21 protein-coding genes are annotated in these 26295 nt (G+C 59.4%); 20 read left to right on the top strand and 1 reads right to left on the bottom strand.

The genetic code is table 11. The features are described from left to right. The first annotated feature begins 81 nt into the window (after positions 1-81). Positions 82-414, top strand: coding sequence for a response regulator transcription factor (locus Q0D41_RS03110; RefSeq protein WP_294375024.1), 333 nt, complete (start codon positions 82-84; stop codon positions 412-414). 380 nt (positions 415-794) lie between these two features. Here Q0D41_RS03110 and Q0D41_RS03105 read toward each other — a convergent pair whose 3' ends face one another. After that, complete coding sequence (locus Q0D41_RS03105; RefSeq protein ID WP_294375173.1) at positions 795-2276, bottom strand: response regulator transcription factor; 1482 nt, start codon at positions 2274-2276, stop codon at positions 795-797. 538 nt (positions 2277-2814) lie between these two features. Here Q0D41_RS03105 and Q0D41_RS03100 point away from each other — a divergent pair. The 19 genes from Q0D41_RS03100 (at position 2815) to ppdK (ending at position 25883) form a co-directional block, all read left to right on the top strand. Continuing rightward, complete coding sequence (locus Q0D41_RS03100) at positions 2815-4095, top strand: MFS transporter (RefSeq protein ID WP_294375021.1); 1281 nt, start codon at positions 2815-2817, stop codon at positions 4093-4095. A 140-nt stretch (positions 4096-4235) separates the two neighbouring features. Next, positions 4236-5207 carry an acetyl esterase gene (gene aes / locus Q0D41_RS03095; protein ID WP_294375019.1) on the top strand — a complete coding sequence of 324 codons (972 nt, stop codon included), beginning with the start codon at positions 4236-4238 and terminating at the stop codon, positions 5205-5207. 82 nt (positions 5208-5289) lie between these two features. After that, entirely contained in the window at positions 5290-6441 is a 1152-nt protein-coding gene (gene caiA, locus Q0D41_RS03090; protein WP_114616050.1) for a crotonobetainyl-CoA dehydrogenase, read from the top strand. Positions 6442-6588: 147 nt separating this feature from the next. After that, the gene (gene caiB, locus Q0D41_RS03085; protein WP_294375013.1) at positions 6589-7809 is read left to right on the top strand and encodes an L-carnitine CoA-transferase; all 1221 of its coding nucleotides are present in this window, start codon (positions 6589-6591) and stop codon (positions 7807-7809) included. 115 nt (positions 7810-7924) lie between these two features. After that, on the top strand, positions 7925-9508 hold the full coding sequence (locus Q0D41_RS03080) for an AMP-binding protein (protein WP_294375010.1): 1584 nt from the start codon (positions 7925-7927) through the stop codon (positions 9506-9508). A gap of 45 nt (positions 9509-9553) precedes the next feature. Next, positions 9554-10432, top strand: coding sequence for a MaoC/PaaZ C-terminal domain-containing protein (locus tag Q0D41_RS03075; protein ID WP_294375007.1), 879 nt, complete (start codon positions 9554-9556; stop codon positions 10430-10432). A gap of 91 nt (positions 10433-10523) precedes the next feature. Then, the gene (locus tag Q0D41_RS03070; protein ID WP_294375004.1) at positions 10524-12053 is read left to right on the top strand and encodes an MFS transporter; all 1530 of its coding nucleotides are present in this window, start codon (positions 10524-10526) and stop codon (positions 12051-12053) included. A gap of 3 nt (positions 12054-12056) precedes the next feature. Next, positions 12057-13313, top strand: coding sequence for an MBL fold metallo-hydrolase (locus tag Q0D41_RS03065; RefSeq protein ID WP_294375002.1), 1257 nt, complete (start codon positions 12057-12059; stop codon positions 13311-13313). A gap of 385 nt (positions 13314-13698) precedes the next feature. Next, on the top strand, positions 13699-13989 hold the full coding sequence (gene rpsO / locus Q0D41_RS03060) for a 30S ribosomal protein S15 (protein WP_123219688.1): 291 nt from the start codon (positions 13699-13701) through the stop codon (positions 13987-13989). A gap of 129 nt (positions 13990-14118) precedes the next feature. Next, positions 14119-16356, top strand: coding sequence for a polyribonucleotide nucleotidyltransferase (locus Q0D41_RS03055; RefSeq protein ID WP_294374989.1), 2238 nt, complete (start codon positions 14119-14121; stop codon positions 16354-16356). 178 nt (positions 16357-16534) lie between these two features. Then, positions 16535-16780: a 30S ribosomal protein S16 gene (gene rpsP / locus Q0D41_RS03050; RefSeq protein WP_294374986.1), complete on the top strand. Its 246-nt coding sequence runs from the start codon at positions 16535-16537 to the stop codon at positions 16778-16780. 2 nt (positions 16781-16782) lie between these two features. Beyond that, entirely contained in the window at positions 16783-17040 is a 258-nt protein-coding gene (locus Q0D41_RS03045) for a KH domain-containing protein (protein WP_114616042.1), read from the top strand. A 5-nt stretch (positions 17041-17045) separates the two neighbouring features. After that, positions 17046-17594 (top strand): ribosome maturation factor RimM, encoded by a 549-nt coding sequence (gene rimM, locus Q0D41_RS03040; protein ID WP_294374984.1) that lies wholly within the window; start codon positions 17046-17048, stop codon positions 17592-17594. 4 nt (positions 17595-17598) lie between these two features. After that, positions 17599-18339 carry a tRNA (guanosine(37)-N1)-methyltransferase TrmD gene (trmD, locus tag Q0D41_RS03035; RefSeq protein ID WP_294374980.1) on the top strand — a complete coding sequence of 247 codons (741 nt, stop codon included), beginning with the start codon at positions 17599-17601 and terminating at the stop codon, positions 18337-18339. Between the two features lie 35 nt (positions 18340-18374). Next, positions 18375-18941 (top strand): signal peptidase I, encoded by a 567-nt coding sequence (lepB, locus tag Q0D41_RS03030; protein ID WP_114616039.1) that lies wholly within the window; start codon positions 18375-18377, stop codon positions 18939-18941. Next, entirely contained in the window at positions 18942-19859 is a 918-nt protein-coding gene (locus Q0D41_RS03025) for a glycine--tRNA ligase subunit alpha (RefSeq protein WP_114616038.1), read from the top strand. A 3-nt stretch (positions 19860-19862) separates the two neighbouring features. Beyond that, complete coding sequence (glyS, locus tag Q0D41_RS03020; protein WP_294374976.1) at positions 19863-21950, top strand: glycine--tRNA ligase subunit beta; 2088 nt, start codon at positions 19863-19865, stop codon at positions 21948-21950. Between the two features lie 260 nt (positions 21951-22210). Further along, entirely contained in the window at positions 22211-23113 is a 903-nt protein-coding gene (locus Q0D41_RS03015) for a pyruvate, water dikinase regulatory protein (RefSeq protein WP_294374974.1), read from the top strand. Positions 23114-23162: 49 nt separating this feature from the next. Further along, positions 23163-25883: a pyruvate, phosphate dikinase gene (ppdK, locus tag Q0D41_RS03010; RefSeq protein WP_294374972.1), complete on the top strand. Its 2721-nt coding sequence runs from the start codon at positions 23163-23165 to the stop codon at positions 25881-25883. Positions 25884-26295: the final 412 nt, after the last annotated feature.

Raw genomic sequence — 26295 nt, 5'->3', positions numbered from 1 at the left:
CTCTTCGCTACGAGCGGTATCGGCGTAGGTACTGCAATCGCTGTTTGCGCCAGGATTTTCGTGAGGAGCGATGCGGACGTCATGCTGCAATTTATCGATGCATCTCCGGCAGTTCCTTCTTTGTTTGCGGGCTGGGTGCGGGATTGTCTCTGTGCCTATCGCATTGACGGTTGCTACATTGGGGAGGGTGACGAACTGTGTAGCGAGGCCGCCTTGGAAAAGGGGCTGACGCCGAGGGAATCTGAGATACTTCCGTATTTGGTAAAGGGCTACGATCGTGGGTTCATCGCAAGCGAATTGACCATATCGGTTGAAACCGTCAGAAGTCACACGCGACACATTTATGGCAAATTCGATGTCCATACGAGGGTTGAATTGCTGAACGCGATTGCATTGCGGGGATGCGATGATTAAGGGCTAGACGAGGTACCTGTTTTTGCGCTTTAGGCCTAACTGGGCATATCGGTTAATAAGGGGCCGGCATCCAGCGTCAACGGGCATTGCGCAAGCTGTTGTCTCGTTTTATCCGAATACATAGAAGAGCTGCGAGGCTTTCGATGTCTCGTCATTCAATGTTTGAGCGGGGAAGACCGAAGTTATGTTTCTGATTGCGCTGGGCATCGAGAACGTGCGTTGTTTTCGGCGATTAATATCCTGATTTAAGATTCAGGAAACGAGCGGTCTGCAGACAGATACGAGCTATGTATGGATGGTAAGGTTTTCTTTCGCTAGATCGTCCCAACGCCAAAAGAGACGCCCCGCAGGGCGCCTCAACCATCTTCTCCCGTTTCCCGTTACTTCTTCTCGGCCTTTGCGGCGGGGCGTACGGGCTTTTCGCTGTCGCGATGCATGTTGATGTAGTCCAACAGCTCGCTGCGCTTGTGAATGTTCATCTTCGCGTAAATGTGGCGAATGTGCGTCTGCGTAGTATAGGGGCTAATCACGAGTTTGTTCGAGATGTTGTCCACCGTGTAGCCGCGCGCCACGAGCTTCAGAATCTCGCCCTCGCGCTTCGAGAGCTTGAATTCCACGATAACCGCGTCGCAAATCTCTTCGGTGTCGTTCTGCGTGGCGGGCGCCGTGGTTACGTGAATAATGTCGCCCTCGCTGCGCACGAGCGGAATAAGCGCCAGCGCCACAAGGCACATAAGGAACAGTGACGTGGGCTCAACGAGCGTGTTCCAAATGCCTTGAATATCCTCGTAGAGCACGGCCCAGACTTCGCCAATCGAAAAGCCCAGGCGCACAATGGCGCTCGACGCGCAAAACGCCGCAACGGGGGCCATGTAGCCCTTCGCCGACATAGTGCCGAAATACGAAATCACGAACAACTCGAAAATGCCGGTCAGAATCACAGCGAGCGTGAACGCGATCGTATCGAGCTCGACCATATTGTTCAGGAAAAAGGCGATGGCGACAATGGTTGCAACCATGAAGAGGGGAAGAAGCTTGTACGCGGCTTCGGTGTGCTTGCCCGCGCGTGCGATCGATGCAATAACAAGGCACAAAAGCGCCGCAAAGCCCATGCCCAAGGGGTATGCCGCCGCACCTGTGAGGATATTGTCTTCAGGAACTATAGCAATCGTGAAGTAGCAGGCCACGCACGCGATGCACAGCGAAACCGACATAATAAGCGTTGCACGATTCGTCTTCTTGCGAATTGCCTTCGGCAAAAGCGTGGGGAACGCAAGCCCTTCAACCGTCTTGTTTTCGAACTTATATACCGCGCCGCACGCAATGGGTAACAGCGCCACGAACACGTTCGATACAGGCGCGGGCAAAATCTCGGTCATGATCATCGCTACGAGCATTACTGACCCGTAGACAAGTGCGAATTTACCAACTGCGAACGTCGAGCGTTTGCGCGTATGGAATTCGCCCCATGCAGCCCATAGAATCACGTTGGCCACGGCCAGCACAATGGGGAACACCACCCAAATGAAGAAGGGTATAGTCGCCAGCGGCTCCACGAGTGTGAACAGCAGCGTGCCCACGGCAAGCGTTCCGGCCGAAACCCATACAAGGGTAGGGTGCTCATATATATTGATGCGTCGAAGCGCCAACGGCATTACGAGGAATGCAAGCGCCGAAAACGCGAGGCTCGCAAGCCAGGAATACACCATGGCGCGGCCCATAAGCGGCGTGCATACGAACACGCTTGGCGAGAACCACAGGCAATAAAACCACGCGAGCACGAGGCTCAGGCCAAGATAATGGACGCCTAACGCATCCCTTTTTTCTTCCGATTCCGCATCGCTTCCGAAGAAGGAAACCATACTCACAGCGCTCCCCATCCTTTACCTCGCGCAGTGCAGCATATGCCGATTGATTAATCTAGCTTATCGATTTTTTTGTTCCAATAGGCCAGATTTATGCTGAATAGGGTAATTCACCTGGATTAAACCTGCATCACGCGTTTTTAAGTATGCGCCAATTATCCACTAACTCGTTTGCCAGTAAAGCGTGATTCATAGTCAATAAGCGATAGCGCGCTTCACGATTCGGCCACAAAATGCAACTTGTCTGATCGGTGAGGCCTTAGGGGAACCGGGGTCGGCAACAAAAGCCGAAACCACGGAATAAGGCTTCATGCGGTGGCACGATCCCTTGGAAGGAGGCGGAATTCGCTGGGCTTAAGGGGCCTACCTATTTGGCGTCGCGCATGCGCGACACGCGTCCCGCGAGTTCTTATGAAGTTCTTGGCTCTTTTGAACGGAGCAATTCGGAAAACGATCAAGAACTTCATAAGCAAGGAGAGGGGCGCTCGTACCGGAAAGCATTGCTTTCTTAAGGTAAACGAGAAAGGGAAAACACATGTCCATTCTTGCAAAGAGCAAGGGCGAGGTGACGTACAAGGACCTCACTGGTTTCCACAAGTGGTTCTTGATCATCCTCATTTCGATGGGTTCCTCCATCATCTACACGCCGATGTATCTGAAGGGCGTCTTCTACGATCCTCTGATGACGGCTCTCGGCTGCACCAATGCTGACTTGGGCGCAATGGTGTCCTTCTACGGCATCGTCGCTCTTATCTGCTACCTGCCTTCGGGCATTCTGGCTGACAAGTTCCGTATGCGCACCCTGGCGTGGGTTGGCTTCATCGGCACCGCAGTGCTCACGTTCCTCTACGCGATGCTTCCTTCCGTGCAGATGTGCTACGTGCTGTTCGGCGGCATGGGCCTTACCTCCATCCTGATTTGGTGGGGCACCCGTTTCAAGGTCATTCGTCTGTGCTGCGAAGAGGAGGAATATCCTGCCCGCATTGGCGTTTCCTACTCCATCTACGGTGTTGCCGGCCTCGTTATCGGCATGATCAACGTTGCTATCGTTGCTGCTATTCCCGATACGACCCTCGCTATGCAGTCGGTCATCATCTTCCTTGGTGTTCTGATTGCCATCCTCGGCGTTCTGTCCTTCGTCTTCATTCCCGACTTCAAGGGCGAGATCAACAAGGACTCCAAGCTCTTCAGCCTCGCTGACGCCGCTGAGGCCATCAAGACCCCCGGCGTTCTGTGGGCTTGCCTCGGTTACTTCTGCGTCTACTGCGTATACCAGGGCGCTACCTACACCACCCCGTACCTGTCTCAGGCTCTGGGTACCGACGCCAACGTCGTGAACGTTGTTGGCCTCATTCGTACCTATGGTATTGGCCTGCTCGCTGGCCCGGTTATCGGCGCTATCGCTGCGAAGGCTAAGTCTTCCAAGACCATCATGGGCTGCTTCGCGCTCGCCATCGTGGTTCTGGGCGTCTTCATCGTTCTGCCGCAGGATCCCGGCATGTCCATCATGGCTTCTTGCCTGGTTGTCGTGTTCGGCTTCGCCACCTACGGCGCTTTCTCCATCGGCTCCTCGCCGCTCTCCGAGCTCGGCATTCCGATGCGAATCTTCGGCACCGCCGCTGGCATCCTTTCCGTTATCGGCTTCCTGCCTGACGTGTTCATTCACACCTGGTACGGCTCGCTGATCGACGCTTCCGGCGTCGCAGCCTTCAATCAGATCTTCGGCTTCGAGATCATGTTCGCCGTCCTCGGCATCATCTTCCTGGTCATGTGCATCCGTGCTACCAAGAAGCACGCTGCCTCTCAGGCCAAGTAACTTTCAAGCACTTTAGCGGCCGGCCCGCATAACGCCGACCGGCCGCACAGGTCCCTTACTACCAGCGAATCCGCTGGCCTCGTGGAGAGGCGACGCCAAACGCCTCTCCACTTTCCCAAGTCATCAAGAAAGGATTGAACATGGAAAACAAAGTCGATCCGCAGCTGCTTATGAACGATCAGATGAAAGCCGTCCTCCAGAAGTCGGCCGAGCTTGCAGGTGACGCCTTCGTCACCGATGTAGGATTCGCCGAGATGCGCGAGAACTACGTGCGCGAGCGCCGCTTCTGGAACGAGGGCGGTCCGGTTATGGCCAAGACCGTCGAGCGTACGTTCGAGGGTCCCATGGGCGAATTCATGGCTCGCTATTATTACCCCGTCGAAGCCGAGAAGCTTCCCGTGATCGAGTTCATTCACGGCGGCGGTTTTGTTGTGGGCAGCCCCGACACCCACGATCGCGTGTGCCGCATTCTCGCCGAGAAAACGGGTGCGGTTGTCGTGAGCGTCGACTACCACCTGTCTCCTGAGTCGAAGTATCCCACCAACATTCAGGAGTGCGTGATGGTCGCCAAGCACCTGCACGAGCATGGTGCTGAAGAAGGCATCGACGGCGACGACCTTTCGTTCGCCGGCGACTCGGGCGGCGCAGTGCTTTCGATGGCATCGAATTTGTGGCTGCGCGACGAAGAGGGTGACAACTCCTTCGTGAAGAGCCTGCTTCTGTATTACGGCTTCTATGGCCTTGAGGATTCCATGTCGCAGCGCCTGTACGGTTGGGATATCGACGGCATGCGCAAGGAAGACCTTATCTACTACAACGAGTGCTGGCTCAACGACCTGGCTGCCGAAACCAAGGCGCCGTACGTGGACATGTTCCATAACGACCTTACGACGAGCATGCCTGTGTGTTACATCGCCGCTGCCGGCCTTGACCCGCTGCGTGACGATTCAGAGCTTTTGCATCGCGTTCTCGACACCAACGGCGTGCGCAACCAGCACGAAGTGTTCGAAGGCGTGCTGCATGCTTTCGTTCACTACTCCCGAATGCTCGACGAGGCTATTGAGTGCATCGAACATTCCGCTGAATTCTGGAAGACCCGCCATCAGGCGTAGCTTCAATAGGGCAGATGCCCACCCCAATCCTGTCATATTCCGGCGAGACCGGATGTGAGTGCAACCAATAAGGAGGTTCTCAATGGATTTTAATCTGACCGACGAACAAGAGCTCATCGTGGCGTCCTACCGCGACTACATGGAGAGCGAGAACTGGGAGACCTACTTCCACGAGTGCGATGAGAAGCACGAGTACCCGCTGCGCTGGGCCCAGGGCCTTTGCGAAATGGGCTTCGACCGCATCATGCTCGATGAGGAGCACGGTGGCCTCGGCCTCGAGCAGCCCATCACCACTCTGATGGCTATCTACGAGGTTCTCGGCCAGTACGGTGCCCCGACCTACGTTCTGTACTTGCTCACCGGTTACAACACCATCGTCCGCGAAGGCACTCAGGAGCAGATCGACGCTTGCCTGAAGTATCTGGGCACGGGCGAGCAGGTTGTGAACTCCGCTTGCACCGAGCCGGGCGCCGGCTCTGACGTTTCCGGCCTCGTGACCACCTACAAGCGCGAGAACGGCAAGATTTACCTCAACGGCACCAAGACCTTCATCACCTCTTCCAAGGGTGTTAAGTACCTCATCATCATGTGCCGCGACGCTGACAACCCGGACGTCATCTCCGAGTTCTTCGTCGACATGTCCAAGCCGGGCATCTCGCTGTCCCCGCTCACCAAGCTGGGCCTGCGTATGGACTCCTGCTGCGAGGTCTACCTCGACAACGTCGAGATGGAGGAGAAGGACTTCTTCGGCAAAGAGGGCAACGGCTTCAACCGCGGCGTCGCTGACTTCAACTTCGAGCGCTGGCTCGTTGCTGCGTGCGACTACGGCACGGCTATCTCTGCTTTCGAGGACGCTGCCAAGCATGCTTGGGCTCGCGTTGCCTTCGGCAAGCCGGTCGCTCGCTTCCAGCTGAACTCCCTGAAGTTCTGCCACATGGCCATCAAGCTCGACTCCATGCGCAACATGCTCTACGAAGCTGCTTGGAACGCCGACACCAATCTCGGCGGCGACGTCGACGCTGGCCAGGCTGCAATGTGCAAGTACTTCTGCGCCAACGCTTCCTTCGAGGTCGTTGACGACGCTATGCAGGTCATGGGCGGCATCGCCGTTGCTTCCGAGCACCGCATCAACCGCATCTGGCGCGACCTGCGTGTCGACCGCGTCTCCGGCGGCACCGACGAGATGATGATTCTCACCGCTTCCAAGAACGCTATCAAGGCGTATCGCCAGTAATTCGCATCGTGTGGCCCCGTCGTGGGCGGGGCCGTGCAGCGTTTACGAATAACGTGAGGCGCAAGTCGCCTCGCATGTGGGGAAATCTCAACGGGTGCGCCGTGTGAGGGCGCGGCGCACCCTGAGAAACGAGAAAGGACCAGCAATATGGCTGCCATTCCTACCGAAAAACCGAGCTTTGGTGTTCTCGACGACGTCAAAATCGTCTTCGCTGCAATGGAGGAAGCTATTCCTCGCGCTTGCAACATCATGGCTGACTGGGGTGCCGATGTTACGTGGCTCGAGAACACGGGCTATGGCGACACCGTTCGCGACGCTAAGAACGCTGCTCAGGCCGAGCGTCGTAACTGCCGCTCCGTCGCTCTGAACCAGTTCACCCCCGAGGGCAAAGAAGTTCTGTTGAAGATGCTCAAGGACACCGACATCTTCTTCGAGTCCTCCAAGGGCGGCACGTGGGATCGCAAGGGCTTCACCGATGAGGATATGTGGGCCGTTAACCCCAAGCTCATCATCGTCCACTGCTCCGGCTATGGTAAATTCGGCGACCCCGACCGTGTCAAGCGTCCTGCCTACGACGGCACCGTTGGCCCCTACGCTGGCCTCACCTGCCAGAACGGCACTCCCGAGCAGCCGATGATCACCATGCCGTACTCTGGTGACTACATCAACTCTTACCTGCTCATTGCCGCCTCCCTGGCTGCTCTGCGCAAGGCCGATCGCACTGGTCAGGGCGAGAGCATCGACTGGGCTATGTACGAAGGCATCATGTACATGAGCCAGTACTACTTGGTCGACTTCCTCAACGACGGCATCAAGTGGCCTCGCGCTGGCGCTCGCAACCAGAATCTCTGCGGCATCGGCGTGTACAAGTGCGCTGACGGCTTCATCGCTTTGAACCTGTTCGGCATTCGCCAGAACAAGTGGATCATTGAAGAGCTCGGCCTGGGCGAGCACTGGGGCACCCCCGATCTGCCCGAGGACACCGCTTCCCTGTGGCTGTCCATGCCCATCGCTGAAGAGTTCGAGAAGCGCCTTGAGGCTTGGCTGCTCGAGCGCACGAAGCTTGAGCTCGAGGCTATTTTGGCCGAGCATGCCATCGCCGCTCAGAGCGTCTATGAGTTCGAAGACATGGTCGCCGACAAGCACATGGCTGCCCGTGGCAACTTCGTCGAGTGGGAGACCAAAGACGGCGACACCTTCAAGGGTCTGTCTCCCATGCCTCGCTTCGAGCAGACTCCGGGCCAGATTTGGCGCCCGATGCCTGCCCAGGGTGGCGACACCATGGATACCCTCACCAAGCTTGGCTACACCGCCGAGCAGGTGCAGGAGCTCGCTGAGAAGAACGTCGTCAAGATCGGCGAGAACTAAGCGGGATTTCGCGATTTTCATCGCGGCGTAATTGCTGATGTGGCCCGCATTCGTGCGGGCCACATTTAAAAACTGGGGATTTTTTACCAGGAATTCGGAGGAAAGGTTTTAGCGCATGGCAACTATTGTGGGAAACCAGAATTTGGCTGACATGTGGGAATGGCTCGCCACTAACAGGGGGTCGCATACCTTCCTTGAGTTTCATGGCAAAGATGGCTCGCAGCGCGATTTTACCTATGCCAAATTCAATGCATACATCAATCGCGTTGCGAATCTTCTTTGCTCGGTCGGCGTGACCGCCGGCCAGAATGTGGGCGTGCAGCTCTACAACAGCCCCGAGCATATCGCATGCTGCATGGCATGCGCTAAGCTCGGTGCGGTGGCAGTGCCCATTAACATGCAGCACACGCTTGCCGAATGCGTGTATGTGTTCGAGAAGTGCGACATCTCGGTGGTTATCGCCGAGCCCGATTGCCAGTGTTACTACTGCACGGGCGTGGAAAGTTGCATTGCGGGGCCACTTGGCGGTGAGCCGCACCACGTGCCCACGCTGTTCATCGCGCATGCGGGCGACGAAGCGCTCTTCGACGCGGCTCGCGACTTCGACGCGGAAGTTGCCGGGCAGGCAAGTGAGTTTTCGGCTTCGGTCGACATCGATCCGCTCGATACGGCCATGATTATTTTCACCTCGGGTACCACGAGCGATCCGAAGGGTGTTGAGCTTACTCACGCAAACTTGCTCTATGGCGGCTACTATGGTGATTGGCAGTGCAACCTTTCGCCCGACGACCGCCTGCTCACGACCATGCCGGCGTTCCATTCCAATTTCCAAACCGCGGCGCTTATGCCTGTGCTCACCTGTGGCGCGACGCTCGTTTTCGTCGAGAAATACAGCGCCCATCGCTATTGGTCGCAGGTGCGCGAATATGGCGCCACCGCTCTGCAGCTCGTCGCCATGATGGTGCGCACCCTTATGATGCAGCCCGTGGTGGAAGGCGAGCGCGACCATAACGTGAAGTCGGTGCAATACTACCTGGCCATCGAGGAGTCTGAGAAAGACGAATTCGAAAACCGCTTCGGCGTGCGACTGCAGAACTGCTACGGTCTTACCGAGTCGGTGTGCTGGGTAACGACCGACCTGCCGTATGGCGAGCGTCGTTGGCCGAGCGTGGGCCGCAGCGGCCTGGGCTACGATGTGCGCGTGGTCGATCCCGAGGGCAACGCGCTTCCTGCCGGCGAGGTGGGCGACATCGTCTTCCATGGCGAGGTGGGCGTCAGCCTTATGAGGGGCTACTACAACGATGAGGACGCCACGAATTCTTGCGTTGATTGCAAGGGCTGGATGCGTTCGGGCGATAAGGGCTATTTCGACGAAGACGGCTGGATGTATTTCGTCGATCGCAAGTCCAACATGATCAAGCGCGCTGGCGAGAATATTTCCGCCTCTGAAGTTGAAGAGGTTCTTAATACATTCCCTGGCCTTGCCGAGGTGGCGGTCATCGGCGTCGATGACCCTGTTCGCGACCAGGCGGTGAAAGCGTTCCTCGTGTTCGAGCCGAACGTCGAGCCTAATGTAGAAGCCGTGCTTGAGCACTGCCGCCACAACCTGGCGCATTTCAAAGTTCCAACCATCGTAGAGGTGGTGGATGCCCTTCCCCACACAAGCGTAGGGAAGTGCGCGAAGAAGCTTTTGCATTAAACGGGTTTCTTCATATAAATCAGTTGTTTGCTGAAAGGGGAGGACATGGCTATTTCAACTGAGATCGTAGGTAAGACCTTTGGGCCCTTCGTGCGCGACTACACCTTCAAAGATTTGGAGATTTGCGCGCTCGGATGCGGTGCTGGCTGGGATGGTTGCGTTGACTTGGAATACGTCAACGAGCACGACGCGAAAAACCCCGACCTGAAGGTTCTCCCGATCTTCGCCGTGCCGCTGACTGTGAACGAGGAAATGACGACGACGCTCGACTACGGCTTCGATTATTCCGGTTCGCTGCACTACGGCATCGACGTGCATTTCCATGCGCCGTTCAAGATGTCTGACCACATTGAGACCTATGTGACCCAAGAGGCCATTTGGGACCGCGGCGAGGGTCGCGGCTCGCTCTCGAAGCAGGTGGGCAAGTCGTATTCCGCCGACGGCACGCACCTGTGCACGGTTGATACCTACGACTGCTGCATCTATGACGGTGGTTGGGGCGGCGAGCTTCCTCCGAAGGACGCTGTCGATTACCCCGATCGCGAAGCCGACTTCGCTTACGAGGAAACCTACGGCTACAACTGGCCGCTCGTGTACCGCATGATGGGCGACTGGCATCAGCAGCACATCGACTGGTCCTACACCGAGCAGACTGGCCTTGAGCGCCCGATCGCTCACGGCGTGAGCAGCGCGGGCGTGGCGATGCGTCACGTGATTTCCCTGCTGTTCCCGGGCCATCCCGAGGCAATGACGCGCTTCAAGTGCCGCTTCACTTCCCCCGTTCTGCCTGGCGTTCGCCTGCGCACCGTGGTGTGGAAGACGGCCGAGGGCGAGGCAAGGTTCCGAATGGTCAACGCCGACGCTCCCGAATCGAAGCCGTTCCTCAACAATGGTATTGTTGAGTGGGATTCCGAGCGCGCATAGCATTCGCGCACAGCATTTCTTGTGAGTGTGGGGCTCGTCGGAGCGATTCGACGGGCCTTCTTATAGACGATTACGTTTCAAAGGAGGAGCAATGAGTAGCATTAAGAAAAAGACTCAAGTTGTGAGCCCGCCAAAGAACGACAGCGAAATGGCCCGCGAAAACAACGACATGGCTCGCGAAGAGATTTTGCATCAGGCGAGCCCCGACGTGCGCACGCAGCGCGCGTACGTTGAAGAACATGGCAAATGGTCGCCCGAACGCGTTGCGCGATACGTGAAGCGCAAGGCGAAAAAGACCATCGATGACGTCGCGATGACGCCGTTTTTGCGCAAGATCGCAGTTTTCTCGAGTGGCGGTTCATTCTTGGACGGCTACGTGCTTTCGCTTATCGGCGTGGCGCTTACGCAAATCACCCCCATGTTCAACCTCACCGCGTCCGAATCGGCCGCCATTGGCGCGTCGGTTATGCTGGGTATTCTGGTGGGTACCATTGTCGGCGGCTATCTGACCGATGCCATCGGCCGTAAGAAAATGTTCATAATCGACCTGGTTGCCATTGCCCTCTTCTCGATTCTGAGCGTTTTTTGCAGCAATCCGTGGGAGCTCGTCGCGGCGCGCTTCTTCATCGGCGTGTTCGTAGGCGCCGACTATCCCATTGCGACTTCGCTTATTGCCGAGTTCACGCCGAAGAAATACCGTAGCATTTCAATGGGCGCGGTGTCGGCGGCGTGGTATTTGGGCGCTACGGTGGCCGCGTTCGTGGGCTACTTCCTGTATACCGTGCCCGATGGCTGGAAGTGGATGCTCGGTTCGGCGGTTATTCCCTGCATTATTCTGCTGGTTGGCCGTCACGATATTCCCGAATCGCCCATGTGGCTCGCGAAGAAGGGCCGCAAGGAAGAGGCTGACGAGATTGTGCACCGCGTGTTCGGCGAAGACGTCGAGCTCGAGGATGAAGAAGAGCAGCCGAAGACCTCGCTGCGCATGTTGCTGCATTCCGGCTACATGAAGCGTATGGTGTTCATGGGCGTGTTCATTCTGTGCCAGGTGGTGCCGATGTACGCCATTTACACGTTCGGCCCCGATATCATGACCGCGTTCGGCTTGGGTGAGGGACAGGAATCGATTCTGGGCGAGAGCGTCGTGAGTTTGTTCTTCCTGATTGGCTCTATTCCCGCGATGTTCTGGCTGAATTCCATGGGACGCCGCAAGCTGTTGCTCATTAGCTTGGTGTTCATGGGCGTGGGCCTTGCCATTCTTGGCGTGTGGCCCACGGCTCCGATTTTCGTCGTGATTCTTGCGTTCGGCCTGTACGCATTCTTCAGCGGCGGCCCGGGCATTCTGCAGTGGCTTTATCCCAACGAGTTGTTCCCGACCGAGGTTCGCGCTTCGGCTGTGGGCATCGCCATTGGCTTCTCGCGCATTGGCACTATTGTGTCGACGTACGGCACGCCGCTGTTCTTGGCTGCGTTCGGTGTTGGCCCCACGATGCTCGTGGCGGCGGTGCTTGTGGGCATTTGCCTGGTTATGTCGTGGTTCATTGCTCCCGAGACCAAGGGTAAATCGCTCGCCGAGACGAGCGCGCTCGAGGGAATCGATTCGGTTTACAAGGCGCGTTAATTCATGGTCAAAGTTTTTTCGAACCCGGACGTGCATTGCGTTCGGGTTCCTTTCGTTAATTTAGCTTCGGGCGAGTCGAATTGCTACATCGTGCGCGACGGCGGCGATTGCTTGGTTGTTGACCCGGGGGCGGCCAACGAAGCGGGCATGCGCCGCGTGCGCAATGCGCTTTTCGAGCTTGGTGTGGCGCCGGGGGAGTGCAAGGTGTTTTTGACGCACACGCACTTCGACCACGCCGAGGCGGTGCGGGTGCTGTTTCCCGAGGGCACGTGCGTGTATGTGTCCGAGGTGGGCTTCGAGGAGCGCAGCCCAATTCGCGCCGAGGCCGCGCGCGAGCTGTTCGTGCGACGCATGCTGAAGATGGGCGCGACGCTGGCCGATGCCGAGGAATATTCGCGCAACGATTACGAGCCCACGTTTCTGCCGGCGGGCGCGTTCGACTACCGCTTCGTGCGCGAGGGCGATGAGGTGCATGTGGGGCGCTTCGTGTTCGACGTTGTCGAGGTGCCGGGGCACACGCTCGATTTGGTGTGCTTGGTGGGGCGCGACGGCGCGCCGTCGTTTACGGGCGATGAAGTGATTTTCGGTACCACGCCGAGCGTCGATGCGCCGTTCGATGGCGAAGATGCGCTTGCGCTTTATATGGAAGGGCTTGGCCTGAGTGGCGATGGCCCGCAGCGGCTTGCCCTGTGGCGCTCTGACGGCAAGCGCGTGTTCGGCGCGAGCGGCATGCAGTCGGAGCGCTTCGGCGAGAAGCGATTCTTTGGCTCGGGCGGCTGGCAGCTGCATGGCCCGCGCGGCGCGCGCGTGCAGGAGCCCGACGAGCTGCAGCTTGGCAGGGTCGATTCGCGCGTGCAGGTTGCCGATGGTGCGGCTGATTCTGAGGTGCGTGAGCGCGACGATTCGCAGCCGCATGGCGTTGATGGCGAGTGGCTTCAGCACGTGCATTGGACGCTTCCCGGGCACGGCGAGGGGTTCGGCGGGCAAACGCTGCGTTCGCGTGCGGCCGATATCGTGGCGCGTAAGCTGCGCCATTGCGACCGCATGATCGCGACCGTGCGCGAGTGCCCCGGCATTGGCGGGGAAGAGTTGGCGCGGCGTTCGCTTACGCAGAAAGATGAGGCCGCCTGGCGCGCGGCGCCTTCGATTTCGCGATACTACTCGATGCTCGAGGCGTTTGTCGGCGCGCGTTACCTGGAAAACCAAGGCAAGCTCCGCCGCGAAGAAGTCGACGGCACCTGGCGATTCTACGTGTGCTAGTGCGGGCTTGGGGTCGATGCCTCCAGGAACCTGTTAAATGCTCGTAGCACTTAACAGGTTTTTGCGCTCCTGGCGTGTTCGCAGTTCGACCAACCTGTTAAATGCTACGAGCTTTTAAAAGGGTGGCGAGCTTTTAACGGGCGTCGGCCGTTGATGGGTGGCGAGCATTTCGCAGGCGGGGAGGCGTCCGGCAGGTTTTCGGCTTTCGAAGCTTGTGAAATTCCCGCGAAGTGCGGGGATTGTCTGATATACTGCAACGGTTGCAATTACCCAGGGCCTTGTTTCCACGCACCACCTGCATGGATTCGCGGCATTGGGCGAATGAAAGCAAGCGGCTTGCAACGGCCGCGCGATGGCACGTTCGCGTGTCAAGAAAGGTGGAGCAATGACTGCAACCACTCGTTCCATTGACAAAGAGACTGTCAAGGCACTCATCGCTGAGTACGGCAAAGGCGAAGGCGATTCCGGTTCCGCCGAGGTTCAGGTCGCCATCATGACGCACCGCATCAAGCACCTCACCGAGCACCTCAAGGAGCACAAGAAGGACAACCACACCCGTCGTGGCCTCATGCAGCTCATCGGTAAGCGTCGTCGTCTGCTCAAGTACATCAAGGATCGCGACATCGAGAACTACCGCGCTCTCATCAAGAAGCTCGGCATTCGCGACAACATCTAAGTCTTGCATAGAGCCCGCTTCGGCGGGCTTTTGCAGTATATAGCGGTCGGGCAGGGCAGGGGCCCCGCTTGCTCGCGAGGGGCATGAAGAGCATGCCTCCGAAGAAGAAGAGAAAGAAGAACTTTCTACATGGAAAAGATCGTCGAGAGCTTCGAGCTGTACGGCAAGAGCTACCGCCTGGAAACCGGCGAGCTCGCCAAGCAGGCCACCGGCGCCGTGCTCGTCACGCAGGGCGAAACCACGTGCCTGGTCACCGCCGTTGTCTCCAAGGAGCAGAAGGACTACGACTTCTTCCCGCTGACCGTCGACTTCATCGAGAAGATGTACGCCGTCGGCCGCATTCCGGGCGGCTACCTCAAGCGTGAGGCCAAGCCTTCCGACAAGGGCACCCTTACCGCCCGCATGATTGACCGTCCCATTCGCCCCGGCTTCGCCGACGGCTTCAAGCAGGAAGTCCACATCGTGGCTACCACGCTTGCGTGTGACGGCCAGAACCCGCCCGACTGCATTTGCGTGGGCGGCGCCTCTGCCGCGCTTCTGTGCGGCGGCACCCCGTTCGACGGCCCGGCCGCCTGCGTGCGCATCGCCCGCAACGCCGAGACTGGCGAGTTCATCGTGAACCCCACCTACGCCGAGCAGGAGACGAGCGACCTCGAGCTCACCATCGCTGGCACCAAAGACTACATCTCTATGGTCGAAGCCGGCGCTCAGGAAGTTTCTGAGGAAGACATGCTCGCCGCCATGGAGTTCGGCCAGCAGGCCATCGCCGCCTTCTGCGAGAAGCAGGCGGAATTTTTGGCCAAGGTCGCTCCCGAGCCCAAGGAATATCCCGTTCATGTGCCCGACGCCTCTATCGCCGAGCGCGTCGACGCCCACTACGACGAGATGAGCGCAGCCCTGCACGATGCCGACAAGCTTTCGCGCATCGCCAAGGTTGAGGCCCTGAAGTCGTCCATCAAGGAAAACGACTTCACCGAGGAAGAGCTCGCGGCATGGGGCAGCGATATCGCCGCCGCCTGCAAGGCTCTCGAGAAGCATGCCATGCGCCGCATGGTCATCGAGTCGGGCGAGCGTGCCGACGGCCGCGTCGCCGACGAGATTCGCCCGCTCTACATTCGCCCCGGCTACCTGCCTCGCGTGCATGGCTCGGGCTTGTTCCAGCGTGGCCAAACCCAGGCGCTCTCCATTTGCACCTTGGGTCTGCTCAACGAAGCCCAGCGCCTCGACACCATCGACCCGCAGGAATCCAAGCGCTACATGCACCAGTACAACTTCCCGCCGTACTGCACGGGTGAAACGGGTCGCATGGGCGCTCCCAAGCGCCGCGAAATCGGCCACGGCGCTCTCGCCGAGCGCGCGCTTCTGCCGGTGCTGCCCAGCGAAGACGAGTTCCCCTACGCCATTCGCGTGGTGAGCGAGATCATGGAATCGAACGGTTCCTCTTCGATGGCTTCCACCTGCGGTTCCACCCTGGCGCTCATGGACGCGGGCGTGCCTATCAAGGCTCCTGTTTCCGGCATTGCTATGGGCCTTATTAAGGAAGGCGACGACGTCGTCATTCTTTCTGACATCCAGGGCCTGGAAGACTTCCTGGGTGACATGGACTTCAAGGTCACGGGCACCGAGAAGGGCATCACCGCCCTTCAGATGGACAACAAGGCCAAGGGCCTGTCCACCGAGATTCTCGGCCGCGCGCTGAAGCAGGCCAAGGCTGGCCGCCACTTCATTCTGCAGGCCATGCTTGCCGAAATCGCCGCGCCCCGCGAAGAGCTGCGCGATACCGCGCCGCGCATCGACACCATCCACATCGCGGTCGACAAGATTCGCGAGGTCATTGGCAAGGGCGGCGAAACCATTCGCGGCATCCAGGATTCCACGGGTGCTTCGATTGAAATTCAGGAAGACGGCACCGTGCATATCGCGTCCGTCGACCAGGAAGCCGGCAAGGCTGCTCGCGCTGCCATCGAGGCCATCGTGAAGGTCCCCGAAGTGGGCGAGGTTTACGAGGGCCCCGTGGTTGGCATCCAGAGCTTCGGCGCGTTCATCAAGCTCACGCCTTCCAAGGACGGCCTGCTGCATATCTCCCGTATGGCCAACGGTCGCGTCGGCCAGGTCGAGGACGTGCTCTCCATGGGCGACATGGTGAAGGTCCAGGTTATCGAGATCGATCCGAAGTCGGGCAAAATCTCGCTCGACCGCTTGGAGAAGCCCGATGCTCCTGAAGGTTCCGCTCCGGCGCCCCGCCACGAGCGCGGCGACCGCGAAGATCGCGGCGAGCGTCGCGACCGCGGCGAGAAAACCGACCATCGTCCGGGTCGTTCCAACCGCGAAGCCAACGAGCATCGCACCCCGCGTCGTCGCCACTAAGCGCCGCCGCACACGCAAATAATCGGGGTTTGTGGGCTTCGGCTTCACAAACCCCGCATAAACCGGCCCCGCTGAGCACCTCTTTCGCGAGGTCGGCTTGAAAAGTGGGGGAGCAGGAGATATCATGTTCCCTCGCATGTTTTGAATTCGTAGTAAAACACGTTAAGGAGTTTTCTAAATGGCAGTCAAGATTCGCCTCGCCCGCCATGGCGCAAAAAAGCATCCTGTCTACCGCGTCGTCGTGGCCGATGGCCGCTGCACCCGCGATGGTCGTTACATCGAGCAGGTTGGCCGTTACAACCCCAACACCGATCCCTCTGAGATCACCCTCGACCTCGAGAAGGTTGCCGACTGGATGGCCAAGGGCGCTCAGCCTACCGACACCGTTGCTCGCCTGATCGATACGGTCAAGAAGGCTCAGTAGTCATGGCCGAGACTTCATCCGGCATCGTCGAGTTGGTGCGCGGCATCGTCGAGCCTCTCGTCGATGACGTAGACGCCGTGGAAGTTACTTCCACCTTTACCAACGACGGCTGCGAGCTCGTGGAGATTCGCGTGGCCGCAGACGACGCTGGCAAGGTGATTGGCCGTCAGGGCCGCGTAATCAAGTCGATTCGCGTGCTCGCCCGTGCTGCCGCATGTGGCAACGGCAACGCCGTGGAAGTCGAACTCGTCGAAGGGTAGCGTATATGTCGCGTCGTTGGGCCGATGTGGCCGAACTCGTCGCAACGCAAGGCTTGAAGGGAAGGCTCACCGTACGCCCGGTACGGGGCCTTCCTTTTCTTTTATCTGAAGGCCTTCGCGTTCACTTCGTGCCGCCCACAATCGATGGGCCGCGCGAGGCAAAAGTAAAAGAGGCAACGCATGCCGGCGGCCACGATTGGCTCGTGGCGTTTTCCGGCGTGAAAAACCTCGACACTGCCGAGAAGCTCGTGGGAAGCCACGTGATTGTCGAGCGCGCCGATTTGCCGGAAGGCTTTGAGGAAGGCGCCTCGTATGCCACCGAGCGCATCGTGGGCTTTGAGGTGGAGGATGAAACCAAGGGGTACGTGGGCGAAATCGTGGAAGTGCGCGAGATGCCGACGCAGTACCTCATTGTGGTGGAAACCGAAGAGGGCGAGCAGGTGCTCATTCCCTTCGTGGAAGATTTCATTGTCGATATTGACGAAGCCGAGGGCGTGATCTACATGGACCTGCCGGCCGGCTTGGTTGATATGTCGGAAGCGGAGGAGGAGTAGTACCGTGCGCATCGATACGCTTTCCACGTTCCCGCATATGTACGATTCGGTTATGGGCGAGTCGATCATGAAGCGCGCTCAGGCATCGGGCGCGCTCGATTTCCACGCCCACGACCTGCGCGATTGGACGCACGACCGCCATCGCACCACCGACGACGACCCGTACGGCGGTGGCCAGGGCCTGGTAATGAAGTGCGACCCCATCTTCGAGGCGTACGACGACATCGTCGCTGAGGGAAGCGCGCCCTACACCATCTTCCTCACGCCCTGCGGCGAGCCGTTCGACCAGGGCGTTGCCACCGAGCTTTCCGAGAAAGATCGCCTGCTGTTCATTTGCGGGCATTACGAGGGCATTGACGAGCGCGCTTATACGCTCGCCGACAAGTGCATTTCGCTGGGCGATTATGTGCTCACCTCGGGCGAGCTCGCGTCTATGGTGGTCATCGACGCCGTGGTGCGCCTGATTCCGGGCGTGTTGGGCGACGAGGGCAGCTCCATCGACGAGAGCTTCTACGACGGCTTGCTCGAATACCCGCAGTACACGCGCCCCGCGAATTTTCGCGGCATGGAGGTTCCCAGCGTGCTTCTGTCGGGCGACCACGGCAAGGTCGATGCGTGGCGCCGCCAACAATCGCTCATTCGCACGGCGCGCTTGCGTCCCGATTTGTTGGAGAGTGCCAATGTTTCGCAAGCCGAGCGGGCTTTTTTGCTATCATTGCGCGATGGCACAATCGAAGGCGCCTAACGGGGCGCCTTTTTATTTGAGAGGATGCACGTTTCATGGCTTATGGCCAGCATGGCTCAAGCGCCGGTGGGGGTTTGCGAAAAGCGCTCTCGTGGGTGTTCTACATCGTTTTCGTTATCGGTCTGGTGTGGCTGCTCCAAAACTTCGTGGTATGCCCGTACACGATTCCCTCGGGCTCCATGGAAGACACCATCGAAGTGGGCGACAACGTGTGGTCCGAGAAAATCACCTATTACACGCATGAGCCGCAGGCCGGCGACATCGTGACGTTCGAAGACCCTGAAATCGCAGGCCGCACGCTCATCAAGCGCGTTATTGCCACGGGCGGTCAAACGGTCGACCTCATCGATGGCACCGTGTATATCGACGGCGTTGCGCAAAACGAGCCCTATACCGAAGGCAAGCCTTCCGAGCCGCTGAAAACCGCGGCGAATGTTTCTATAAGCTATCCCTATACCATTCCCGAAGGGTATCTTTGGGTAATGGGAGATAATCGAACCGATTCTGCGGATTCCCGTTATTTCGGACCCATCGACAGCAAAACCGTCACCGGCCGCGCTGTCGCGATCTATTGGCCCCTCAACCATATAGGAGTGCTGTAAATGAGCAAAGCTCCCAGGCCCGAGGCGCCCACGTTCCAGGAGATCATCCTGCGACTGCAGCGCTACTGGGCAGACAACGGCTGCGTTGTTATGCAACCTTACGACAACGAAGTAGGCGCGGGCACGTTCCACACGGCCACCACGCTGCGCTCGCTGGGCCCCGACGCCTGGCGTTCGTGCTATGTGCAGCCGTGCCGCCGACCGGCTGACGGCCGCTATGGCGAAAACCCGAACCGCATGCAGCACTACTACCAGTTCCAGGTGCTCATGAAGCCTTCGCCCGACAACATTCAGGATTTGTACCTGGGCAGCTTGGAAGCCATTGGCATCACGGTCGCCGAGCACGACGTGCGCTTCGTCGAGGACGACTGGGAATCGCCCACGCTGGGCGCCTGGGGCCTTGGCTGGGAAGTGTGGATCGACGGCATGGAAGTGACGCAGTTCACCTACTTCCAGCAGGTCGGCGGCTTCGAGTGCGACCCCGTTCCCTCTGAGGTCACCTATGGCCTGGAGCGTTTGGCCATGTACGTGCAGGGCGTCGACTCGGTGTATGACATCGTGTGGAGCCGCGGCGACGACGGCCTCGAGTTCACCTACGGCGACGTGTTCTTGGAAAACGAGCGCGAGTTCTCGGCGTACAACTTCGAGGTTGCCGACACCGACATGCTGTTCGGCGAATTCGATCGCTACGAAGCCGAGTGCAACCGCGTGCTGGCCGCCGGTCTGCCGCTTCCCGCGTATGACTACGTGCTGAAGTGCTCGCACGCCTTCAACCTGCTCGATGCGCGCGGCGTGATTTCGGCCACGGAGCGCATGGGCTACATTCTGCGCGTGCGCACCATTGCTAAGGCGTGCTGCGCAAGCTATTTGGAACACGTGGTTGGCGTGAAGCCGGCCGAGGAAGGCGAGGAGGCGTAAATCATGGCGAATCAGACGCTGACGTTTGAAATCGGCACCGAAGAGCTGCCCGCTTTCGCTCTGCATGCCGCAACCGAAAAGCTCGGCGGCATGTTCGCCGACGCGCTCGATGGCGCGGGCATTCCCCATGGCGAGATTTCGGTGTACTCCACGCCGCGCCGCCTTATTGTGAGCGCGCTCGCCGTGCCCGAGGCTACCGAGGCTTTGACCGAAACCTTCCGCGGCCCCGCTGCGAAAATCGCGTTCGACGCCGACGGCAACCCCACGAAGGCCGCCTTGGGCTTCGCTCGCGGCAAGGGCGTTGACGCAAGCGCCCTTGAGCGCCGCGACGAGAACGGCGTCGAGTACGTGTACGCCGTGAAATCGACCCCGTCGGTGCAGGTGGTCACGCTTCTGCCTGAAATTCTGCAGAACCTCATCACCTCCATCTATTGGCCGCGTTCGCAGCGCTGGGGCTCGCGCCACGAGCACTTCAGCCGCCCTGTTCGCTGGTTGTTCGCCATGCACGGCGACGCGGTGGTTCCCGTTGAGTTCGCGGGCCTGACCGCTGGCAACACCACCTGCGGCCATCGCTTCCTGGCGCCCGGCCCGTGGGAGGTCGCTTCGGCCGACGCGCTTATCGACGTGCTTCGCGAGCACAACGTGGTGCCCACCGAGGCCGAGCGTGAGGCTTCCATTCGCGAGCAAGTCGCGGCTATCGAAGAGAAGACGGGCCTTGTGGCCGAGCTTCCCGCGAAGACCATGGCCGAGGTCGTGAACCTCGCCGAGTTCCCCACGGTCATGGTGGGCGAGTTCGACGAGCTGTTCTTGGCGGTTCCTAAGGAAATCACCGTTGACGCCATGCTTGTGCACCAGCGCTATTTCCCGCTGTTCAACGCCGATGGAACGCTTGCGAACAAGTTCCTCATCACCTCGAACGGCGATCCGAAGTTCGAAGCGAACATCGTCGACGGCAACCAGCGCGTCGTGGCCGCTCGCCTTTACGACGCGAAGTTCTTCTACGACGAAGACCTGAAGCACCCGCTCGAAGATTACGTTGAGCGCCTTGACACCGTCGTGTTCCAGGAAAAGCTTGGCACCACGCGCGCCAAGACCGACCGCATTGTGGCGCTCGCCAAGGCCATCGCCGCCGACGCCGGCGCGACGGGCCAAGAGGCCGCCGACGCTGAGCGCGCCGCCTATTTGGCCAAGGCCGACCTGGTCACGGGTGCGGTCGTGGAATTTACGAGCGTGCAGGGCATCATGGGCAGCTACTACGCCAAGGCCTCCGGCGAGACCGACGCCGTGGCGCGCGCCATTGCCGACCACTACCGCCCGCGTTTCTCGGGCGACGATGTGCCGGCCGAGCGCGTTGGCTGCATCGTGGCTATCGCCGACAAGCTCGATACCATCTGCGGCCTGTTCGCCATTGGCCAGGGCCCCACGGGCTCTTCCGACCCGTTCGCGTTGCGCCGCAGCGCGCTGGGCATCGTGACTATGCTGCTTTCCGACAAGGGTCTCGACATTTCGCTCGGCGCCGCCATTGACGTGGCGCTTGCGAGCTATGCGGATCAGGGCATCGAGTTCGACGCCGCCGCCGTTCGCGCCGACGTGGTCGACTTCTTCATCACGCGTACGAAGGTCATGGCGAAAGACGAGGGTGCTTCCCCCGACGCCATCGAGGCCGTGCTTGCCGTGAGCGTTGAAGAGCCCGTCGTGTTCATGCAGCGCGTGCGCGCGCTTGTGGCTGCCCGCGAGCAGCAGGCCGAGACGTTCGACGATTTGGCCACCGCGTACGCCCGCGCGAACAACCTGCGCGACGAGAAGCTGGGCACGAACGTTGACGAGTCGCTGCTTGGCGACGAGGAACGTGCGCTGCTCGACGCGGTTGCCGCCGCCGAAAGCAAGGTTGCAGAGCATCTCACCGGCAACGATTACGCCGCCGCTTTGGCCGAGCTCGCTAATTTGCGCGCTCCCATCGACGCGTTCTTCGACGGCGTTATGGTCATGGACGAGAACGAGGCGATTCGCGAGAACCGCCTGCGCTTGCTCAACCGTTTCGTCGCCGTGTTCAAAGACGTCGCCGACTTCGGCAAAATGGCCAAGAAATAGAGCTTTTGAAGGGCCTGCCATGCGGCGGGCCCTTTTTCGTATCCCATCGGGGGTTTGGCGAGGCCTTCGCCAAGACCGCAGCGGGCTACCGTTCACTTCGTTCTCTATGCGCTCGCTTGGCGGTGTTTCGTTTTGAAAGAAGTGCAAGCTTGAACACCGACGGTCTTGGCGAGGGCCTCGCCAAACCTCTTTCTTTTGTAATGTATGAAACAATATGGGGCGAATGCTATGAAGCAGGGCGCTTCAGAAAGGGGACATGCATGGCATCGAATGAAGGATTTATTGGAGTGAACAACGACACGCCGTTTCCCACGATTCATATTGTGAGCGACTCGCTTGGCGCGACGGCCCATTCTCTCGCCCGCGCGGCGGCGGGGCAGTTTGGCTACCCCGATCCGTATATCGAGACGCTGCCCAAGGTTCGCAGCTTTAATGAAATCGCGGGTTTTTTGAGCAAGCATCAGGAATCGCATCGCGCCAAGGGCAAGCCTGATGATCTCGTGGTGTTCTACACGCTCGTCGACGATGAAATGCGCCATTTGATGCAGGCGTTTTGTGACGAACGCGGCATGCATGCCGTCGATTTGATGGGAGGGCCTATTTCGGCGCTCGAGAAAGCCTCGGGGCTTGAAGCGAGTCGTGACCCGGGTCTCATGCGCACGGTCGACCAGAACTATTTCCGCCGCATTGCCGCCATGGAATTCACGGTGGAGCACGACGACGGCCGCAACCCGCAAGATTTGCCTGATGCCGATATTGTGCTGTTGGGCGTTTCGCGTTCGAGCAAAACCCCTATTTCCATTTACATGGGCATGGAGGGCTACAAGGTTGCCAATGTGCCGCTCGCGCTTGGAACCGAGCCGCCGAAGGAGATTTATGACTGCGATCCGTCGCGCATCTTCGGCCTTATGACGACTCCCGATGTGCTCGTGGGCATTCGCCAGCGCCGCTTGGGCGGTTCGGGGCGCATCGCTTCCATGGTCGCCGCGAGCTACGCCGAGCCCGAAATGGTCTATCAAGACCTCGAAGAGGCTCGCGCGCTCATGCGAAAACTTGGATGTATTGTGATCAGAACCGACAATAAAGCCGTCGAAGAAACCGCTCAGGAGATATTACGGTACTTCGAGCTGGCTCACCCTCTTCAAAAAAGTGCGATTGAGTGATAATTACACGGTGCAGTACTTTTTAGACTTCATATGTTAGGAGAAGACATTGACTGCAGACGTTAAGCGTGTCTACGCGTTCGGCAAGGACGCTGAGGGCAACAACGTTACTGAAGGCAACAAGGATATGAAGAACATCCTTGGCGGCAAGGGCGCGAACCTCGCCGAAATGGCCCTCATTGGCCTGCCCGTGCCTCCGGGCTTCACCATCACCTGCCAGACCTGCATGGAATATGCAAACGCGAATAACACGTGGCCCGAAGGCGCGCTCGACACCATTCAAGAGTATCGCCTCGACCTCGAGAAGCGTATCGGCAAGCGCATTGGCGATGCTGAAGATCCGCTGCTCGTTTCCGTTCGTTCCGGCGCCCCCATGTCGATGCCCGGCATGATGGACACGGTTCTGAACCTTGGTCTGAACGACGAGTCGGTTCACGGCCTCATCAAGCACACCGACAACGCTCGCTTCTCGTGGGATAGCTATCGCCGCTTCATCCAGATGTTCTCGAACGTGGTTATGGGCCTCGACGGCGACCTGTTCGAAAACGCCATTACCGCCAAGAAGCTCGCTCGCGGCGTGAAGAGCGACACCGAGCTTTCCGCTGAAGACCTGCAGGAACTCGTCGCCGAATTCAAGCAGATTTTCTCCCAGAACGTTTCCGCCGAAGAGCATCCCGAGCTCGTCGTTGACGGCGCGGTCGCTTTCCCGCAGAACCCCGACGTTCAGCTGAAGCTGGCCATCGAGGCCGTGTTCGGCAGCTGGAACAACCCGCGCGCGGTGCTCTACCGCAAGCAGAACAAGATTGCCGACGATCTGGGCACCGCCGTTAACGTGCAGTGCATGGTGTTCGGCAACAAGGGCGAGACTTCCGCTACCGGCGTTGCATTTACCCGCAACCCCGCAAACGGCGAGAAGGAATTCTACGGCGACTACCTGGTGAACGCCCAGGGCGAAGACGTTGTCGCGGGCATTCGCAACACGAGCCCCATCGCCGAGCTGAAGCATGTCGACGGCCTGCAGGAAGCCGGCAAGGAGCTCGAGGGCGTGTTCACCATTCTCGAGAACCACTATCGCGACATGTGCGACATCGAGTTCACCATCGAGCAGGGCAAGCTGTGGATGCTGCAGACTCGCGTGGGCAAGCGTACCGCCGCCGCCGCGCTGCACATCGCCATTGAGATGGAAAAAGAAGGCCTCATCACCAAGGAAGAGGCTGTGTGCCGCGTCGACCCCGCTCAGCTCGACCAGCTGCTGCACCCGCAGTTCGACAAGAACGCTAACTACGACGTGCTCGCCCGTGGCCTGAACGCTTCTCCGGGCGCTGCTGTGGGCGGTGCCGTGTTCTCGGCTGCCGACGCTGTGAAGGCCGCCGAAGAAGGCAAGAAGTGCGTGCTCGTTCGCTGGGAGACCACTCCCGACGACCTCGCTGGCATGATTGCTGCCGAAGGTATTCTCACCAGCCATGGTGGCAAGACCAGCCATGCTGCCGTTATTGCCCGCGGCATGGGCGCTCCGTGCGTTTGCGGCGTTGAGCAGCTCAAGATTGACGCCGAGAAGAAGGAAGCCGCGCTTACCGGCACCGATATCGTGATCCACGAGGGCGACATGATTTCGCTCGACGGCACCACCGGCATCGTTGTTCTGGGCGCTGTCGACCTGGTTATGCCTGAGCTCACCGGCGACCTCGACACCATTCTCGAGTGGGCCGACGAGTATCGCCGCCTGGGCGTTCGCGCCAACGCCGACAACCCAGCCGATGCGCAGCTTTCCCGCGACTTCGGCGCCGAGGGCATTGGCCTCGACCGTACCGAGCACATGTTCCTGGGCGAGCGCAAGCAGATTATTCAGACCTTCATCCTGAACGAGGACGAAGAAGTTCGCAAGGAAGCTGTCGAGCAGCTGTTCGAAGCTCAGACGGGCGACTTCTATGGCATGTTCAAGGCTATGGACGGCTTGCCGGTTATTGTTCGTCTGCTCGATCCGCCTCTGCACGAGTTCCTCGAGAGCCCGCGTGCCCTCGATGTGGAAATCGCCCGCATGGAGGCCACCGGCGCCGATGCGAAGGAAATCGCCGCGAAGCGCGAGCTCATGGACAAGATCGATTCCATGGCTGAGCAGAACCCGATGTTGGGCCTGCGCGGCTGCCGTTTGGGCATCGTGTATCCCATCCTTCCCGAGATGCAGGTGCGCGCTATTGCGTCCGCTGCTGCCAAGCTCAAGAAGGAAGGCCTCGATCCCAAGCCCGAGATCATGATCCCGCTGGTTTCCACGGTGAAGGAGCTCGACAAGATGCGCGGCGTCGCCGAGCGCGTTATCGCCGAAGTTGCCGAGGAGCAGGGCGTTGAGCTCGAGCTTCCCATTGGCACCATGATTGAGCTGCCTCGCGCTGCCGTGACCGCTGACGAAATCGCCACCAAGGCCGACTTCTTCAGCTTCGGCACCAACGACCTCACCCAGACGACGTTCGGCTTCAGCCGCGACGACGTTGAGGCTGAGTTCATTCCGCAGTACCTCGCCGAGAAGCTGCTGCCTTACAACCCGTTCGCGACCGTCGACCCGGGCGTTGCCAAGCTCGTGAAGATGGGTGTTGAGCTGGGTCACGAGGGCAACCCCGATCTGGTGTGCGGCGTGTGCGGCGAGCACGGTGGCGACCCCGACTCGGTCAAGACCTTCCACAAGATCGGTCTCGACTACGTCTCCTGCAGCCCCTACCGCGTGCCGCTGGCTCGCCTGGCTGCCGCTCAGGCTGCTATCGCCGACAAGCAGTAACCGAATCGGTCGATTCCTGCCGACGACTCTTCAAGAGGCTCAAAGGCGCTCTCCTTCGGGAGGGCGCCTTTTTCTACGGTGCTTTCATATTCCGTCGCTCGCCCAGCTTCCCGAAGGGCTTGCCGGGGCCACGGTTCGCTACCGTTCGCTTCGCTCGCTATGCGCTCACCTGGCTGCGCTTAACTTTGGAATGAAGGGCAAGTTTGAGCGCAGACGACCTCGGCAAGCCCTTCGGGAAGTTGGGCGAGCTGACAATGAATAATCGTGCAGGCTCGCGCCCACCCCGAGTGCCGTGTAAAGACCGTCGGCGTTCATTCCTGCGTTTCATTTCAAAATGAAACGCCGTCAAGCGGGCGCATAGTGAGCCGTAGGCGAACGGTAGCCCGGTGTGGTCTTTGCGCGGCACCCGGGG

Origin of the sequence: uncultured Slackia sp., from assembly GCF_934630525.1 — a bacterium.
Lineage (GTDB): Bacteria > Actinomycetota > Coriobacteriia > Coriobacteriales > Eggerthellaceae > Slackia.
Note: the sequence above shows the minus strand (reverse complement) of the source record. Positions and strands in the feature narration are given on the sequence as shown.